This window comes from Brevundimonas sp. UBA7506 (assembly GCF_002479495.1).
GTDB lineage: Bacteria > Pseudomonadota > Alphaproteobacteria > Caulobacterales > Caulobacteraceae > Brevundimonas.
In genome coordinates this window covers 99,346-115,553 of the sequence record NZ_DLNQ01000002.1, presented here as the reverse complement: position 1 = coordinate 115,553, position 16,208 = coordinate 99,346, and the positions used below count along the sequence as shown (strand labels likewise).

The 16,208-nt window shown below is 67.0% G+C and carries 17 protein-coding genes and 3 tRNA genes; 3 read left to right on the top strand and 17 right to left on the bottom strand.

All coding sequences use genetic code 11. From position 1 onward, the window contains the following. Positions 1-48 precede the first annotated feature (48 nt). Positions 49-1,848, top strand: a complete 1,800-nt coding sequence (locus B3K53_RS01155; protein ID WP_292082162.1) for a patatin-like phospholipase family protein — start codon at positions 49-51, stop codon at positions 1,846-1,848. Here B3K53_RS01155 and B3K53_RS01150 read toward each other — a convergent pair. The 15 genes from B3K53_RS01150 to B3K53_RS01080 all read right to left on the bottom strand — a co-directional run bounded on the left by B3K53_RS01150 (position 1,781) and on the right by B3K53_RS01080 (position 11,010). Further along, positions 1,781-2,566 (bottom strand): methyltransferase domain-containing protein, encoded by a 786-nt coding sequence (locus B3K53_RS01150; protein ID WP_292082161.1) that lies wholly within the window; start codon positions 2,564-2,566, stop codon positions 1,781-1,783. The two genes, B3K53_RS01155 and B3K53_RS01150, sit on opposite strands and share 68 nt — an antisense overlap. Positions 2,567-2,608: 42 nt before the next feature. After that, positions 2,609-2,685, bottom strand: a tRNA-His gene (locus tag B3K53_RS01145). 94 nt (positions 2,686-2,779) lie between these two features. Then, positions 2,780-3,532, bottom strand: a complete 753-nt coding sequence (locus B3K53_RS01140) for a M48 family metallopeptidase (protein WP_292082160.1) — start codon at positions 3,530-3,532, stop codon at positions 2,780-2,782. A 142-nt stretch (positions 3,533-3,674) separates the two neighbouring features. Continuing rightward, entirely contained in the window at positions 3,675-4,382 is a 708-nt protein-coding gene (locus B3K53_RS01135) for an energy transducer TonB (protein WP_292082159.1), read from the bottom strand. A gap of 18 nt (positions 4,383-4,400) precedes the next feature. Beyond that, positions 4,401-4,832 carry an ExbD/TolR family protein gene (locus B3K53_RS01130; RefSeq protein ID WP_292082158.1) on the bottom strand — a complete coding sequence of 144 codons (432 nt, stop codon included), beginning with the start codon at positions 4,830-4,832 and terminating at the stop codon, positions 4,401-4,403. A gap of 5 nt (positions 4,833-4,837) precedes the next feature. Then, on the bottom strand, positions 4,838-5,752 hold the full coding sequence (locus B3K53_RS01125) for a MotA/TolQ/ExbB proton channel family protein (protein ID WP_292082157.1): 915 nt from the start codon (positions 5,750-5,752) through the stop codon (positions 4,838-4,840). A 438-nt stretch (positions 5,753-6,190) separates the two neighbouring features. Continuing rightward, positions 6,191-6,266: transfer RNA gene (locus B3K53_RS01120), tRNA-Phe, on the bottom strand. 72 nt (positions 6,267-6,338) lie between these two features. After that, positions 6,339-6,497 carry a DNA gyrase inhibitor YacG gene (locus B3K53_RS01115; RefSeq protein WP_292082156.1) on the bottom strand — a complete coding sequence of 53 codons (159 nt, stop codon included), beginning with the start codon at positions 6,495-6,497 and terminating at the stop codon, positions 6,339-6,341. Next, the gene (locus tag B3K53_RS01110) at positions 6,494-7,531 is read right to left on the bottom strand and encodes a ribonuclease E/G (RefSeq protein ID WP_292082155.1); all 1,038 of its coding nucleotides are present in this window, start codon (positions 7,529-7,531) and stop codon (positions 6,494-6,496) included. Before B3K53_RS01110 ends, B3K53_RS01115 begins: the two co-directional genes overlap by 4 nt. Position 7,532: 1 nt before the next feature. Beyond that, entirely contained in the window at positions 7,533-8,132 is a 600-nt protein-coding gene (locus tag B3K53_RS01105; protein WP_292082154.1) for a Maf family protein, read from the bottom strand. Positions 8,133-8,140: 8 nt separating this feature from the next. Then, complete coding sequence (gene infA / locus B3K53_RS01100; protein ID WP_003164348.1) at positions 8,141-8,359, bottom strand: translation initiation factor IF-1; 219 nt, start codon at positions 8,357-8,359, stop codon at positions 8,141-8,143. A 101-nt stretch (positions 8,360-8,460) separates the two neighbouring features. After that, positions 8,461-8,928, bottom strand: a complete 468-nt coding sequence (locus B3K53_RS01095; protein WP_292082153.1) for a UPF0262 family protein — start codon at positions 8,926-8,928, stop codon at positions 8,461-8,463. Continuing rightward, complete coding sequence (locus tag B3K53_RS01090; RefSeq protein WP_292082152.1) at positions 8,925-9,422, bottom strand: DUF2948 family protein; 498 nt, start codon at positions 9,420-9,422, stop codon at positions 8,925-8,927. Before B3K53_RS01090 ends, B3K53_RS01095 begins: the two co-directional genes overlap by 4 nt. Then, positions 9,412-10,701, bottom strand: a complete 1,290-nt coding sequence (gene murA / locus B3K53_RS01085; protein WP_292082151.1) for a UDP-N-acetylglucosamine 1-carboxyvinyltransferase — start codon at positions 10,699-10,701, stop codon at positions 9,412-9,414. The genes B3K53_RS01090 and murA overlap by 11 nt, the downstream gene beginning before the upstream one ends. A gap of 102 nt (positions 10,702-10,803) precedes the next feature. Continuing rightward, complete coding sequence (locus B3K53_RS01080) at positions 10,804-11,010, bottom strand: hypothetical protein (RefSeq protein ID WP_292082150.1); 207 nt, start codon at positions 11,008-11,010, stop codon at positions 10,804-10,806. Between the two features lie 65 nt (positions 11,011-11,075). Here B3K53_RS01080 and B3K53_RS01075 point away from each other — a divergent pair. Both B3K53_RS01075 and B3K53_RS01070 read left to right on the top strand, forming a co-directional pair. Further along, positions 11,076-11,150, top strand: a tRNA-Thr gene (locus B3K53_RS01075). Between the two features lie 186 nt (positions 11,151-11,336). Continuing rightward, positions 11,337-14,621, top strand: coding sequence for an amidohydrolase family protein (locus B3K53_RS01070; protein WP_313412951.1), 3,285 nt, complete (start codon positions 11,337-11,339; stop codon positions 14,619-14,621). Between the two features lie 178 nt (positions 14,622-14,799). Here the strand turns inward: B3K53_RS01070 and B3K53_RS01065 are convergent, their stop codons facing one another. Then, positions 14,800-15,456, bottom strand: coding sequence for a DedA family protein (locus B3K53_RS01065; protein WP_292082147.1), 657 nt, complete (start codon positions 15,454-15,456; stop codon positions 14,800-14,802). Positions 15,457-15,586: 130 nt separating this feature from the next. Then, the gene (locus B3K53_RS01060; protein ID WP_292082145.1) at positions 15,587-16,189 is read right to left on the bottom strand and encodes a hypothetical protein; all 603 of its coding nucleotides are present in this window, start codon (positions 16,187-16,189) and stop codon (positions 15,587-15,589) included. Positions 16,190-16,208: the final 19 nt, after the last annotated feature.

The window sequence follows — 16,208 nt, the reverse complement described above, 5'->3', positions numbered from 1 at the left end:
GAAGCCGTTCTGTTTCCCGTCCGACGAAATCCGGCCTAAACCCCAAGCATGGCTGTTGAACGTCCCGACACGCTGCCCGACTCGCTGGAAGCCGCGCTGGCGCGCGTCTTCGAGGGCACGAAGAACACCCGCGCCAGCTGGTTCGCCCTGACGCGAGGCGAGCGGCTGTTCTCCGCGGGTGATCCCGCCGACACCCTCTACCTGCTGCGCGCCGGACGATTGGGCGTGTTCAAGGACGACAACGGACGCGGCCCCCAGTTCATCGGCGTCATCAAGCCCGGCGATCCGGTCGGCGAAATGGCCATGCTGGCGGGCACGAGCCACATGGCCAATGTCGTGGCCCTGCGTGACAGCGACGTGGTTGCCCTGCCCCGCGACGCCTTCTTCGATGCCGCCCGCAACGAGCCGGCCTTGATGGCCGAACTGGGCCAGATCATGCTGATGAGGGCCCGCGACCGGAACTCGACCGGCTCCGACCCGACCGTCTTTGGCTTCGTCTCGGCCCGCGCCCAGCCGATCAGGAGCTTCGTGGAGCGCGTCGCCCGCGCCGTCGAAGCTCAGGGCTTCACCTGCCGGATCATCGACAACACCGCCCTGTCGTCCGCCGCCGAGTGGTTCTCCAGCGTCGAGGACGCCCACGACTACGTCCTCTATGTCGCCGAATCGGACGAACCCGGCTGGGCTTCGCTGTGCGCCCGACAGGTCGATCGCGTCTTCATCGTCGGCGACGCCGATCACAAGCCGCACGCTCCCGTCCTGCCGCCCGAGATCGAGGACGAGGCCCACCCGCTGACCGACCTGATCCTGCTGCGCCCCGCGCACATGGCGCGGCCCACCCGAACCCGCGCCTGGCTGGACGCCTTCCGGCCCGGCCGCTGGTTCCATGCGGTCGAGGGCCTGTTCGACGACACGGCGCGCATCGCCCGGATCGTCACCGGCTCGGCGGTCGGGGTGGTCCTGTCAGGCGGCGGGGCCCGCGCCTACGCCCACATCGGCGCGCTGAAGGCTCTGCGCGAGGCAGGCATGCCGATCGACTTCATCGGCGGATCCTCCATGGGCGCCGTCGTCGCCGCCGGCCCCGGTCTCGGCTGGTCGGACGAGGAACTGGACGAGCGCATCCGCAAGGCCTTCGTCGAATCCGACCCCCTGTCGGACATCGCCTTCCCCATCATCGCCATGACCCACGCGCGCAAGGTCGCGGGCCTGATGCAGGACGCCTATGGCGACGTAAACATCGAAGACATGCCCCTGCCCTTCTTCGCGGTCTCGACCAATCTGACGTCGGGCAAGGTGGAGGTGCATCGCGAGGGCATGCTGCGCCACGCCCTGCGGGCCTCGATCTCCATCCCCGGCGTCATGCCGCCCGTGGTGATGAACGGACAGGTGCTGGTGGACGGCGCCGTGCTGCGCAACTTCCCCAGCGAGGTCATGCGCCGCCTGAACAGCGGGCCTGTCGTCGGCGTGGACGTGTCCCAGACGCGCGGCGTCGACCCCAAGGCCTTGGAAGACCCGCCGTCGTGGTGGCGCTGGATCGTCTCGGGGGCCTGGAAGAAGGGACCGCCGATCGTCTCGGTGTTGATGCGCTCCGCCACCCTGACGACCGAGGCCGAACTGATGCAGGCCCGGGCCGACACCGACCTGCTGATCCTGCCTCGTCCCGAGGGCGTCGATATCCGCGACTGGAAGGCCTACGCCCCGGCGGTGTTCTCAGGCTATGCGGCGACCAAGACCGCGCTGGCGACGCTGAAATGCCCGGTCGAGCACCTGCATCGCCACCGCATCAACGACGCTGCGCGACAAGAAACAGACGAGGAAATGGTAGAAGAGTCGCCCCGTCCGCCCGCCTAGGGAAGGCCGCCGACAGCCGCCCGCCCAAAGCGGTCAAGAAGGCGTCTTGCGCCTCGGGATCGCCGTCCAGGGCGGTCAGATAGGGCCGCAGCGCCGTGCCCTTCATCCACTCCAGCACGGCGCTTTCGCCCGCCAGAACGTGCAGGTAGGTCGTCGTCCAGATGTCCACGTCGTCGCACAGGGGCGCCAGCGCGTCGTAATAGGCCTCGGGCGACATGGCCTGAACCCGCGCGGTGACGTCGGCGAAGCGTGAGGCCCAGGGCTCCTCCGCCACGGTTTCGCGCATCAGGCGATGATGCAGCGTGTCCCAGCTCAGCGGCATCTGAACGGCCAGCACCCCGCCCGGCCCTAGGGCCTCGGCCAGTCGCCGGAACAGGGGCGCGTGATCGGGAAGCCATTGCAGGGAAGCGTTGGCGAAGATCAGATCCGCGGGCCGCTCGGGCGCCCAGGTTGCGATGTCGCCGACGGACCAGTCCACGTCGTCCGCCAGGGCCCGAGACTGATCCAGCATGGCTGCGCTGGAATCCAGGCCGTGCACCCCGGCCTCGGGATGTCGGCGCTTCAGCAGGGCCGCGTGCTGCCCGGTTCCACAGCCCAGATCCCAGATCTCGCGCGGGGCGAAATCCTCGGGCAGGCGGACGAGCAGATCCAGCGCCGCGCGATCGCGCTGGACTTCAAACCGGCTGTATTGTGCGGGGTCCCACTGCGGGGCGGTCATCGTGCATCTCCCTGCGTCGTCGGAACGACCCTATCAGGAAAATGGTACAGCCTCTCAGGTTTGAACTGAGGACCTCCGGCTCCACAAACCGGCGCTCTAACCAACTGAGCTAAGGCTGCACATCTCTGCGCGAGGGCGGTTCTCTAGCGGGCCTCGCCCGGCGGAGCAAGCACCCTTTTCACCCTCAGCGCAGGGAAATTGCTTTTATCCCCGTCAGTTCCATCCCCGGCTGGCGATGTACTGTTCCAGAGCCGCGATCCGCGTCTGATCCGAAGGGTGGGTCGAAGCGAATTGCGGGGTCGAGGATTGACGCTGCTGCGCCATCGTGCGCCACAGGGCCACGGCCTCGGACGGCTTGTAGCCGGCGGCGGCCAGGTAATCGACGCCGAGGCGGTCGGCCTCCAGCTCGTGGCTTCGCGAGAAGGGCAGCAGCACCCCCAGTTGCGCGCCCAGTCCCCCGAAGGCCTGAACCGCCTGGCTGTAGTCCCCCGCCTGGCTCTGCACGGCGCCCAGCACCAGCCCGGTGGCGGCGTTGGTGGACGAACGCTCGGCGGCGTGACGCGCCACCACATGGCCGACCTCGTGACCGATGACGGTCGCCAGCTGGTCGTCGTTCCTGGCGATGTTCAACAGGCCCGTCGTCACCCCGATATGGCCGGACGGCAGGACGAAGGCATTGGGCGTCGCATCCTCGAACACCGCATAGTCCCAGTGACGATCACTCAGCCGCGCGGCCTGGACGATGCGGTCGCCGACGCGGCGCACACGCGCGTTCTGAGCGGCGTTGTTCGACACCTTCTGGGTACGAAGGGTCTCTGTCCACGCCGCCTGAGACTGCTGGATCAGGGCGCTGTCATCGACGATCAGGAACTGATTGCGACCCAGGGTCTCGTTGTAGGCGCAAGCACCCAGGCTCGTGAGACCAGCGCCCAGCAGCAGGGCGGCGAGAAGGGACTTGGACGACACGGGACCTCCAGAAAAGTTCGAGGTTCATAATGCACAGCTCGCCCTCAGGCTCCATGCCGCTGGCTGCTTCCCGAGCAGCGGACCAAAGAAAAACGCCCCGGAGTTTCCTCCAGGGCGTTCAACTTGATCTCGAAAGAGATCCTTAGTCCAGACGGAAGCGGGTCGTGAACTCGACGCGGGCGCCGACGGCGGCGCCGTCGACAGTCCGCGGCGCCAGACGACCCGAACGGGCCGCCCGAAGAACCGCTTGGCCGAAGCCGGCGCCGGCGGGGTCTTCGTCCACGATGCGGCAGTCCGAAAGGCTGCCGTTGGCGGCGACCGCGCAGTTCACCTTGGCCGAACCCGACTCGATACCGCGCGAGTTGGCGCGTTCCGGGAACTCGGGCGAGACCTGGCGGGACCAGCTCGGGTTGGTGATGACCGAAGGTTTCGGCGGCGCGGGAGGAGCCGGCGGAGGCGGAGGTCCGGGGACGATCACGGGCGGGCCCGTGTATTCCTGACGGTCTTCCTTCTTCGTCGGTTCGATGGCCACAGTCACCGGAGGCGGAGGCGCCTGGGTGTTGATCTGCGGTTCACGCACCTGAAGCTTCGGCGGCGGAGGGGTGTCCGGCGGAGGCGGCGGCGGCGGCGGCGGCGGCGGCGGAGGGGGAACCTCCATCAGCTCGACGTCGACGGCCTCGTCCTCGTAGGTCATTTCCTTCAGCTTGAACTTGTTGTTGTACAAGTACAGGCCCGCCAGAGCGTGGACGATCACCGAGACGGTGATGCCCACGACGGCGCCGGTCGAAAGCTTCTTCTTCTTCTTCGGCGGATCCAGGATCGGATCACGGTGGTGAGGTTCAGCTGTCATGCTATGCGCCCCGCCCCCTTACGAGTTGTCTTCGCCAACCAGGGCGACGCTGTAGAAACCATTGTCCTGGAGAGCGTTCATGACCTGCATGAAGTCGCCGTACCGAGTCTGCTGGTCTGCACGAATGAAAATACGTTCTTCCGAAGGGTTCCTGCGCCCGATCTGCACCCGCAGATCGTCGCCGAGCGAACCAGGCGAGGACCGCAGGTCGCCAATCCAGACATCGCCATCGTTCTGGATGGAGATGAAGACGGGCGTCGGCGGGTTCTTGCCGGGAGGCGCAACGGCGCGAGGCAGTTTCACCGGCACCGACACGGTGGCGAGCGGAGCCGCCACCATGAAGATGATGAGGAGGACGAGCATGATGTCAACGAAAGGCGTGACATTGATCTCGGCATTAGCCTCGACGGTGTACTTGCCGCCGCCGGAACCGGAAAGTTTGGCGGCCATCCGTCTTACGCTCCCTTGTCGAGCTGACGCGAGATGGCGTTGATCAGTTCAGCGTTGAAGCCGTCCGAACGCGTGCCGTAGTTCGAGATGCGCGTGTTGAAGTAGTTGTAGAAGATAACGGCCGGGATAGCGGCGAACAGGCCGATACCGGTGGCGAGCAGGGCTTCAGCGATACCCGGAGCAACGACGGCCAGGTTGGTCGTGTTGGACTCGGCGATGCCGATGAAGGAGTTCATGATGCCGTAAACGGTGCCGAACAGACCGACGAACGGACCGGTCGAACCCGTCGAAGCCAGGAACTGCTGGCCGCCCGACAGGCGCTTCGGCAGACCCGATTGAACGGCGGCGACGGCGGTTTGAGCGCGCAGCAGAGCCGAGTCGCGGTGATCGCCGGTGACGCTCAGGCCAGCCTGACGCGACAGTTCGATTTCCTCGGTGGCGGCGGCGGCCATGTCGGCCAGCGGGTTGCCGTCGAAGTCTTCCGAGGTGGCGACGCGACGCATGTCAGCGATCGTGCGAGCGCCGCGGAAGGCTTCCAGGAAGCGGTCGGTGGTTTTGTTCAGGGCGCCGAACTCGAGCAGCTTGATGAGCAGCATGGTCCACGACAGGACCGAGGCCAGCAGCAGGCCGATCATGACGATCTTAACGACCGCGGTGGCTTCCATGAACATGGAGACCGGGGTGATGCCGCCGCTGTGGCCGCCCGAAACCGACTCGCTGACCGAGGTCGGGTCGGCGGCGGGGGCAGCAGCGTCAGCGGCCGGAGCAGCAGCGTCGGCAGCCGGAGCGGCGGTCGAGGCGGCGGCTGCCGGGGCAGCGGCCGGGGCTGCGGCGTCTTGCGCCAGAACCGGCGAGCTCGCCATCAGGACGGCGGCGCCGGCCATTGCGAGGAGGATATTCGTCTTCTTGCTATCGAGCATTTTTCGCCAGTTCCTGCTTTGGTCTGACACGTGGAACCCAAGACACGGACCGCGTCAGTCGGCCGTCCCTATAATGAAATTGCGCCACCGCCGGATCGAGCCGGACCAGTGGAGCCGCCCTCCTGCAACCCCCGTTCGAAAACGAGCGCTGCCGCCAAGGTCCGGGCACAATATCCCGGTCACCTCGACCTGCAAGCAGGAATGCGGTTAAGTCCCTTTGGCGAACGCCCCACGTAGCGTCAAGTGCGCAAAGTTTCTTTTCCCCTTCGCACCTGCAGCAATCGGGATGGCGAGCAAGATATTTGCGGTTTTCGTAATGGTAGCGACACGAAAACGTCGCATCGAGCCACCTTACCGAAATGCAATTCCCAAGGCGAAATTTAGGCCATTTTACGGCACAGCTTCGCCACAGGGGAAAGCGCATCACTTGAAGGGGAATGGTGCCTGGAGGCGGGTTCGAACCACCGACACGCGGATTTTCAATCCGCTGCTCTACCAGCTGAGCTATCCAGGCGCACGACGTCGTCGCGAGAGGCGGGTCTATAGGCGAGGCTGACGGGGCTGTCCAGACGCCAATTCACTCAATTCAGCGATCTTTTTCATCATCGACCACTTCATCGGTCGGAATGGCGTAGCCGCCTGTGAACCAGCGCTGCAGATCGACGTCGGCGCAGCGCTTGGAGCAGAACGGCTTGTAGGCCGGATCCGGCTTCTGACGGCGGCAAATAGGGCAAAGCGACATCACCGGGCCTCTTCAATTCTAACGACGCCGACGGCGATCAGGGAATCCGCCCTCACGCCTACCCTCGGCCCCAGGGCCTCGACCAGCGGCGCGGCCAGGACGGCGACCTCAGGCGCGCAACGCGCGACGAGGCGCGGCGTCGCGGGGTCAGACAGCAAGGCCAGCCGAAGCCGTCGCGTCATATCTATGGCGCAGGTCGCGAGGGTCGGTCGCCCGCGTCCGTCCAGCAGTCGCTCGTCCAGCGGCGTCCGTCGCCACGGCAGGGACAACTGCATCAGGCCGAAGCGGCTCAGAGGACCGAAGGCCGCCTGGGGCTCTCCGGCGAAGGCGGCGCGCGCCATCTTCATTATAGTGTCGCCGTGCAGGCCGACGCCGGCGAGATCGATCACCACCAGACCGCCCCACCCCTTCAGGGCCAGAAGGCGGGCCGCATGTGACAATCCGGCGCGGTTGGCCGCTTCCCGGTTCTTGCGTGAATCACGTCCCGGCGCGGGCGCGTGATCGATATCAACCGCGATCAGGGCGCGGGTGCGCTGAATCATCAGGTCCAGCCCGCTGCTCGATTCGACCAAGGCGGTGGAAAGGGCGTCTTCTTCGGCCTCCAGGGCGGCGCGGATCGCGGCGACGCCGGTCTCGGGCTCGATCCCTGGCGCCAGCGCCGCCAGAATCGCCGTGACATCCGGCCCGGGCGCCAGCAGGCGCGGCTCGCCCGACGCCTCGCCGAGACGACGCAGCACCGGGCCCTTGCGCTCACGCGGTTCGGCAGTGACCTCGACCTCAACCTTGGCCCCCTCCCCCGTCTTGTCGTCCTTGCCCAGCGGCAGAAAGCCAAACGGCTCGCCCGCGCCGAGATCGACGAAGGCGCCGCGCAGGCCCGGTTCGATCCGCGCGATACGGCCGACGCAACGCGCGCCCAGCCGATCGCTCGGCCGGTCGCTGTCGCGGTGGAGGATCAGTTGAGTAAAGAGGCCGTCGCGGGCGATGACGCCGCGGGTCTCGCCCGGCGTCTCATCGAGGAAGACCTCGACATCGGCCACGTCAGGCGGTCCTGGGCCGCCAGCCGGCGCCGCGCAGCAGATTGGCCGCCTCATAGAGCGGCAGGCCCATGACGGCCGGGTGGCTGCCGACGATGCGGCGCACGAAGGCGGCGGCCGCCCCCTGGATGCCGTACCCGCCCGCCTTGCCGCGCCACTCGCCCGAGACGACATAGGTCGCGATCTCTTCAGGCGACAGAGTCTTGAAGGAAACGCGGGTGTCCACGACACGGCAGGTCGCCCGACCATCAGCGATCACGACGACGCCGGTGAAGACGCGGTGATTGCGGCCCGACAGCAGTTCGAGGAAGCGCTTGGCCTCGGCCTCGTCCGCCGGCTTTTCCAGCAGGCGACGGCCCAGGGCGACGACGGTGTCGGCGGCCAGGACGATGGCGTCGGGCGAACGCGCGGCCACCACCTCGGCCTTGCCGCGCGCCAGGCGCTCGGCCAGACGCGACGGCGTCTCGCCTTTCAGCGGGGTCTCGTCGATGTCGGCGGGATCAACATGATCGGGAACCACCCCGATCTGCGCCAGCAGCTCAATGCGGCGCGGGCTCGACGAGGCCAGAACCAGCCTCGGAGCCGAAAGGTCAGGACGCGACACGCGCGTCCTTACTTGAAGCGATAGGTGATGCGGCCCTTGGTCAGGTCGTAGGGCGTCATTTCAACCAGCACCTTGTCGCCCGCCAGAACGCGGATGCGGTTCTTGCGCATCTTGCCGGCGGTGTGGGCGATGATCTCGTGGTCGTTTTCCAGCGTCACGCGGAAAGTGGCGTTCGGCAGCAGTTCGCTGACAACGCCGGGGAACTCGAGAAGCTCTTCCTTGGCCATGCGGTCTCTCTCGCCCGAAAAACGGCTTAAGGCTCGCGTCGGGCGTGAACGCGAGCCGTGAAGGAGGCGCCTAATGCACCAAAACGCCGAAATAGTCGAGTTCAGCCGCGTCGATAGACGGCGCAAACCAGCGTGAACAGCCGACGGGCGGTTTCCTTGTCGATCTCGACCTTGCCCTCGAGACGTCCCCGGAGCAGTTCGGCACCCTCGTTGTGCAGGCCGCGACGCCCCATGTCGACGGACTCGATCTGGCTGGGCGAAGAGCCGCGCAAAGCCTCGTAATAGCTTTCGCAGATCAGGGCGTAGTCGCGGATCACCGCCTTCATCGGGGACAGCGACAGCACGTGGGTGCGCGAAAAATCCGGCCCGGAAATATCAAAGGCCAGGCGGTTGTCCTGCGACGACAGGCGCAGCGCATAGGGACCGCCCTCGGCGCCCTCGGGCGTAAAGCTGTTCTGCTCGATCAGGTCGAAGATGGCGACGCGGCGCTGATGTTCGATCTCGGCGGTGGCCGCCGGAAGGGTCGCGGCGTCGACTTCGATCGACGACAACTTGTGCGGACCGCTCATGCCTTGGCCTCGTCAGAAGGGGTCTCGTCCAGATGGGTCGGCGCCATGCGCGCGGGCCAGCGGTCGGACAGGTCGGTCAGCACGGCGTCCAGGCATTCCACGTCGATGCGCAGATCCCCGCCGCCGGCGAACATCAGGATGACGCGGCCGCCGGGCGCTTCGGTCGGCTCGAAGTCCAGCGCCAGCAGCTCCAGCGCCGATTCGGGCAGGCGCGGCAGCCGCCGGCTCTTGACCGCCTCGACATCCCCGAATTGCATCGCCGCCATGACGCGGGTTCCGCCGCACTCCCAGCAGAAGCGCGACAGGACGACGGTCAAACGGCGGGCTTCCCTTTCCCAACGGATGTCGACAGGCCGCATGATGGCGTCCTGAAGCGCGGCCGAGATGATCTGCAGATCGACGGCGTCCTCGGCCAGCAGGCGCAAGGGAGCCATAGGGGCCAGGGCCTCGGCCGCCGCGTCGTTGTCGGAGATCGTCTCGACCTCAGTGCTCATCCGCTCCGCCTTTCACGCGCCGCACATCGGCGCCGCAGGCTCCCAGCTTTTCTTCCATCCGCTCGAAGCCGCGATCCAGATGATACACGCGACCGACCGTGGTTTCGCCCTCCGCGACCAGACCGGCCATGACCAGACTGATCGATGCGCGCAGATCCGTGGCCATGACCGGGGCGCCGTGCAGTTTCTCGACGCCGCGCACATGGGCTTCGCCCGCGTGGACCGAGATGTCGGCGCCCAGACGCGCCAGCTCGGGCGCGTGCATGAAGCGGTTCTCGAAGATGTTCTCGTGGATGACGCTCGTGCCTTCGGCCGTCGTCATCAGGGCCATGAACTGGGCCTGCAGGTCGGTGGCGAAGCCCGGATAGATTTCCGTCGTCACATTGACGGCCTTCAGCCGCTGCGCCGGGTCGCGACGCACGATGACGCCGTCGGCGGTTGGCTCGATCTCGACGCCCGCCTCGATCATCTTGTCGGTCAGGGCGGTGATCAGATCGGCGCGCCCCTTGGTCAGGCGCACCTCGCCGCCGGCCATGGCGGCGGCCAGGGCGTAAGAGCCCATCTCGATCCGGTCGGGGATCACCGACCAAGTCGTGCCGTTAAGCGACGAGACGCCGGTGATGGTCAGGACGTCGGTGTCCAGACCCTCGATCTTGGCGCCCATGGCGATCAGGCAACGGGCCAGGTCGCCGATCTCGGGCTCGCGCGCGGCGCGCTTCAGCACGGTCGTTCCGTTGGCCAGCACCGCCGCCAACAGGGCGTGCTCGGTCGCGCCGACCGAAACGAAGGGGAACTCGATCTCGGCCCCTTGCAGGCCCTTGGGCGCATGGGCGGAGACATAGCCCTCTTCCAGCTCGATCTCCGCGCCCATGGCCGTCAGGGCCATCAGGTGCAGGTCGACCGGACGAGCGCCGATGGTGCAGCCGCCGGGCAGCGAGACCTTGGCCTCGCCGGAACGGGCCAGCAGCGGCCCCAGGACGTTGAACGAGGCCCGCATCTGGCGAACCAGATCATAGGGGGCGAAGGTCGAGGTCAGTTTCGGCGCATGGAACAGGATCTCCTGCCCGTCCGCGCCGTTGCGTTCGGTGACCTCGACGCCGAACTGCTGCAGCAGCTGGCCCAGGAATCGGGTGTCCGCCAGACGCGGCATATTGGTCAGCAGCAAGGGCTGATCCGTCAGGATCGAAGCCGCCATCAGCTTGATGGCCGAATTCTTGGCGCCGCTGACCTCGATCTGGCCGTTCAGGCGGTTGCCGCCGTGGATGACGATGCTGTCCATGAAATCTTTCGCGGCCGGAAACACTGCGCCCCGGCGAACCGCTTATCTAGCAAGCCCTTACGCCCTCGCGAAAGAGCCGCGTGCGCGCAAGGACGATGACTTTCAGTTGCGCTCCGTGGCGGGGCGGGGCGCGGCGGTCGGGACCTTGCGGCGCTTCAGGTTGGTGCGAAGCGCAGCGGCCAGGCGCACGGCGCGTTCGGCCTTGGCCTTCTGCTCGCGCGTTTGCTCCACGTCTTGTGCGGCGGGACCAGGGTCTTTGGGCGGGGTATCCATGGTGTGCAGCAGACCGCGTGCAAAGTTTTTGATCAAGCGTGCATTTTCCGCTTGTGCCGCCCCGAAGTCGTTGGCTATACGGCCGCTCTCCTCGTTGAGGGGCCGCCGTAGCTCAGTGGTAGAGCGCATCCTTGGTAAGGCTGAGGTCGTGGGTTCGATTCCCCCCGGCGGCACCATCCAGGCCCTTGCAGATCAATGATTTGCAAGGGCCTGGGCCAATCTCTCCGACAATCAGATGCGATGTCCTGACGCGGTCGAATTGCGCCCGTTCGGCGCCTGACGTCTGGTCAAGACAGCCCCCTGCCCGCTAGACCTTCCGACCTCAGTTTCGAGGGGTTTGGGGGCTTTCCATGAAGCGCAGCTTGTTGACCACCGTCGCGGCCCTGGCCGTGGCCTTCCCGGCGTTCGCGCAAACCGCGCCTGCGACCGACTCAACGGCGGCCGCCGCAACCCCGCCGGCCAAGCCGAAGTGGGACGTCCAGAACCCGCCCGGCGCGTCGCACGACGCCGCCATCGACGTCACCGAGGGCACCTGGATGTCGCTGGACGTCAGCCCGGACGGCCGCGAAATCGTCTTCGATCTGCTGGGCGACATCTATGTCATGCCCATCACCGGCGGCGAGGCCCGCGCCATCGCCTCGGGCGTGGCTTGGGACATGCAGCCCAAATATTCGCCGGACGGCCGCTCCATCGCCTTCACCTCGGACCGGGGCGGCGGCGACAACCTGTGGGTCATGGATCGCGACGGGTCGAACGCCAGGCAGGTGTCCAACGAATCCTTCCGCCTGTTGACCCAGCCCGACTGGTCGCCGGACGGTCAGTTCATCGTCGGCCGCAAGCACTTCACCTCGTCGCGCTCGCTGGGCGCGGGCGAGATGTGGATGTACCACCGCGCGGGCGGCGGCGGCGTGCAGCTGACCGAGCGCCGCACCCAGCAGAAGGACACGGGCGAGCCCGCCTTCTCGCCCGACGGCCGCTACCTCTACTTCAGCGATGACTCCACGCCGGGCGGCGTGTTCGACTACTCCAAGGACCCGAACACCCAGATCTATGTGATCCGGCGTCTGGATCGCGAGACGGGCGAGATCACGCCCTTCGTCACTGGGCCGGGCGGCTCGATTCGCCCCACCCCCTCGCCCGACGGCAAGTCCTTGGCCTTCATCCGGCGCGACCGGTACAAGTCCGTCCTCTATGTCATGGACCTCGAATCGGGCCGCGAGACCCCGATCCACGACGCCCTGGACCGCGACCTGCAGGAAACCTGGGCCATTCACGGCGTCTATCCGACGATGAGCTGGACGCCCGACAACCGCTCGATCGTCTTCTGGGCCGGCGGCAAGATCCACCGCATCGACGTGGCCTCCAAGGCCGTCAGCGAAATCCCCTTCCACGTCGCCGACACCCGCCGCGTGCAGGAGGCCGTGCGCTTCCCTGTCGAGGTCGCGCCTGACCAGTTCGATGTGAAGATGGTCCGCTGGGCCCAGACCTCGCCCGACGGCTCCAAAGTGGTGTTCGAGGCCCTCGGCAACCTGTGGATCCGCGACCTGCGCAACGGCGTGGCCGGCGCCCCGCGTCGCCTGACGCGCCAGAGCGACCACTTCGAGCTCTACCCGTCCTGGTCGCGCGACGGCCGCTCCATCGTCTACACGACCTGGAATGATCAGGACCTGGGCACCCTGCGGGTGATTCCCGCCGCCGGCGGCGAGGGCCGCGTCATCAGCGCCCAGCCCGGTCATTATCTGGAGCCGCAGTTCTCGCCGGATGGCCAGACGATCGTCTATCGCACCTCCAGCGACGGCTTCCTGCGCACCGCCCTGTGGAGCCGCAATCCCGGTGTCTATCGCACCTCGGTGCGCGGCGGCGAGCCGACCCTGATCACCGAGAACGGCTCCAACCCGCAGTTCGGCGCCCGCAACGACCGGATCTTCCTGACGGCGCGGGACGGCGACAAACGCGTGCTGAAGTCGGTCAACCTGTCGGGCGACGACGAACGCAAACACCTGAGCAGCGAATGGGCGGCCGAGTTCTCGGTCTCTCCCGATGAGCACTGGGTGGCCTGGACCGAGCGCTTCAACGCCTATGTGACGCCCTTCGTCGCCACGGGCCGCGCCGTCACGGTCGGCGCCGACACCAAGGCCCTGCCCCAGACCCGCGTCACCCGCGACGCCGGCGAATGGCTGCACTGGTCCGGCGATTCCAGCCGCCTGCAGTGGTCGATGGGGCCGGAGCTGTTCTCGCGTCCGTTGAGCGAAAGCTTCGCCTTCGCCGAGGGCGCGCCCGCTGACCTGCCCAAGCCCGCGGAGCATGGAATCAAGATCGGCTTCAGCGCCGACTACGCCAAGCCGACCGGCCGCGTGGTCCTGAGCGGCGCCCGCCTGATCACCATGAAGGGTGACGAGGTCATCGAGGACGGCGTGGTCGTCATCAACGGCAACCGCATCGAGGCCATCGGCCCGCGCGGCTCGGTCACGGTTCCCGCCGACGCCCGCGTCATGGACATGGCCGGCAAGACCATCATCCCCGGCCTGGTGGACGCCCACTGGCACGGCTCGATGGGCTCGGACGAGATCATCCCGCAGCAGTCCTGGGTCAACTACGCCGCGCTCGCGTTCGGCGTGACCACCATCCACGACCCGTCAAATGATTCGAGCGAGATCTTCGCCCACAGCGAACTGGCCAAGGCCGGACGCGTGGTCGGCCCGCGCATCTTCTCGACCGGCACCATCCTGTACGGGGCGGCGACGCCCTTTACGGCCCAGGTCAATGATCTGGACGACGCCCTGTCCAACCTGCGCCGGATGCAGGCCGTCGGCGCCTGGAGCGTCAAGAGCTACAACCAGCCCCGCCGCGACCAGCGTCAGCAGATTCTGGAGGCCGCGCGCGAACTGGGCATGATGGTCGTGCCCGAGGGCGGCTCCCTCTATCAGCACAACATGAGCATGGTGGTGGACGGCCACACCACAGTCGAGCACTCGATCCCGCTGGCCCGTCTGTACGCCGACGTGCACCAGCTGTGGCGTCAGACCAAGGTGGCCTACACCCCCACCCTGATCGTGGCCTATGGCGGCAACTGGGGCGAGAACTACTGGTATCAGGCCACGGACGTCTGGAACGATCCGATCCTGACTCAATATGTCCCCCGCCGCATCCTGGACAGCCGCGCCCGTCGCCCGGTCCATGTGCAGCCGGACGAGCTGAACCACATCTCCATCGCCCGCGAGGCCAAGCGCCTGGCTGACGAAGGCGTGTCGGTGCAGATCGGCGCCCACGGCCAGCGCGAAGGCCTCGGCGCCCACTGGGAGCTGTGGATGTTCGAGCAGGGCGGCATGACCCCGCATCAGGCCCTGCGCGTCGGCACCCTGAACGGCGCTGCGGCCCTGGGCATGGACAAAGACATCGGCTCGCTGGAGACCGGCAAGCTGGCTGACCTGGTCGTGCTGGACGCCAACCCGCTGGAGAACCTGCGGAACACGGTCAAGATCGGCTACACGATGATCAACGGCCGTATCTTCGACAATCAGATGAACGAGGTCGGTCAGCCTCCGCGTCAGCCCTTCTGGCACCAGACCGCCGACGGTCAGGCCTGGAGCGCCGGCGCCGCTTCCGCCGAGGCCGACGCGCACGGTCACAGCCACGGCCACGACTGACGTTCGTCAGTCCGGATACGAAGAAGGCCCGACCATCCGGTCGGGCCTTTTTTTCATGCTCTCTGTACGTCATCCCGGAAGCGGCGAAGCCGCTATCCGGGACCGCCGAAAGCGCTGACGTCGGCGTCTTGGGCGGTCCCGGCTCTCCGCTACGCTTCGGCCGGGATGACGTTGGGAGCTACTCGATCGTTGCGGCCAGCAGGGCGGAGCGTTTGGCCGCCCGGCCTTTCAGCCAGCGCATGACGACCACGGCGGTCACGACGACCGCGCCAAAGGCGATCAACATCAGCGTCGGACCATGGGCCTCGCTCATGAACTCCAGTTGGGCCAGACCCTTGGCGGCCAGATAGCCCGGCGCAAGCATCGCCAGGACCCAGACGAAGGCCGAGGTGACGTTGGCCAGTTGGAACACCCGCTGACGCATCCGCAGCACGCCCACCATGACCGGCACGAAGGCCCGCAGCGGCCCGAAGAAACGACCGATGAAGATGGAGGCCACGCCGTAGCGACGGCAGTAGAGCCGCGTCCAGGCGATCTTGCGACGGTGGGGCAGCAGCATGGGCTGGCGCAGCACGCCCGTGCCCAGCCGACGACCGATCCAGTAGGAGATGGCGTCGCCCATGACCGCGCCGATGACGCAGCCGGCGATGACCGAGACGGGATCGAGAACGCCCGCCGCCACCAGGCCGCCCGCCGCGACCAGCAGGCCGGTGGCCGGCACGAAGGCGCCGATGACCACCAGAGATTCGAAGAAGGTGACCAGCCCCAGAACGACCCCGGCCCAGACATGGTGTCTGGCGATGAAATCGGCGGCCGAACTAAGCAAACTATCCATACTGGTCCTCTATCGCCTCCCGCATATGGGAGGTCGCCCCCCAAAGGGAATGCGGCGATGGGACGCTTCGATGGAAACAGGCCACGCCGTGGCGCGAAGGCCTCAGTCCCGATCTAGGCTCTACAGGTGTTTAGCGGCCGATTTCGAGCGAAACCCCGGCGGATTTCGTCGTGCCCTGATCCGTGCCGGGGCGAACGCGTAGCGGCGCATAGGGCCGACCACGGAAATAGGTCCCCTCAAAGCCTGGCGGCTCCATCACGCCGAACGGACGGGCGTAGCCGCCGTAGGGACCGCCATAGCCCCAGGGCGAGCCGTAGCCGTAACCCCAGGGGCTGTTCTTGGTCTGACTGACACTGAGGTTGAGGGTGCCGTTCTCGCCGATCGGCAGGGACACCGCCGCCGCATAGTCCTGATAGCCGCCCGTGCCCATGCCGACGCTGAACTCGCCGTGCATCTTGCGCGGCTCGCTTTCGGCCCAGGGATCAGCCGGCGCCTTGCTGGCGGTCTCCGCCGTGCGCTCGCCGATCCAGCGGGCGATCTGTTCATCGGTGGACAGGCCATGGGGCGCGGCGCTCTGCACCGTCGTGCTGGGCGAGGCGTCGGTGGTGGACGCCGCAAGGGCGGCGGCTGATGCCGTCAGCACCGATTGATCGCCGCGCGGCGCGGTCGTGACCACGCCCTCGGGGTCCATGTTCGCCAGCAACATCGCGGCGGCGGCCAGTTCGATCATCATGCGCCCATACTCCCGTTCG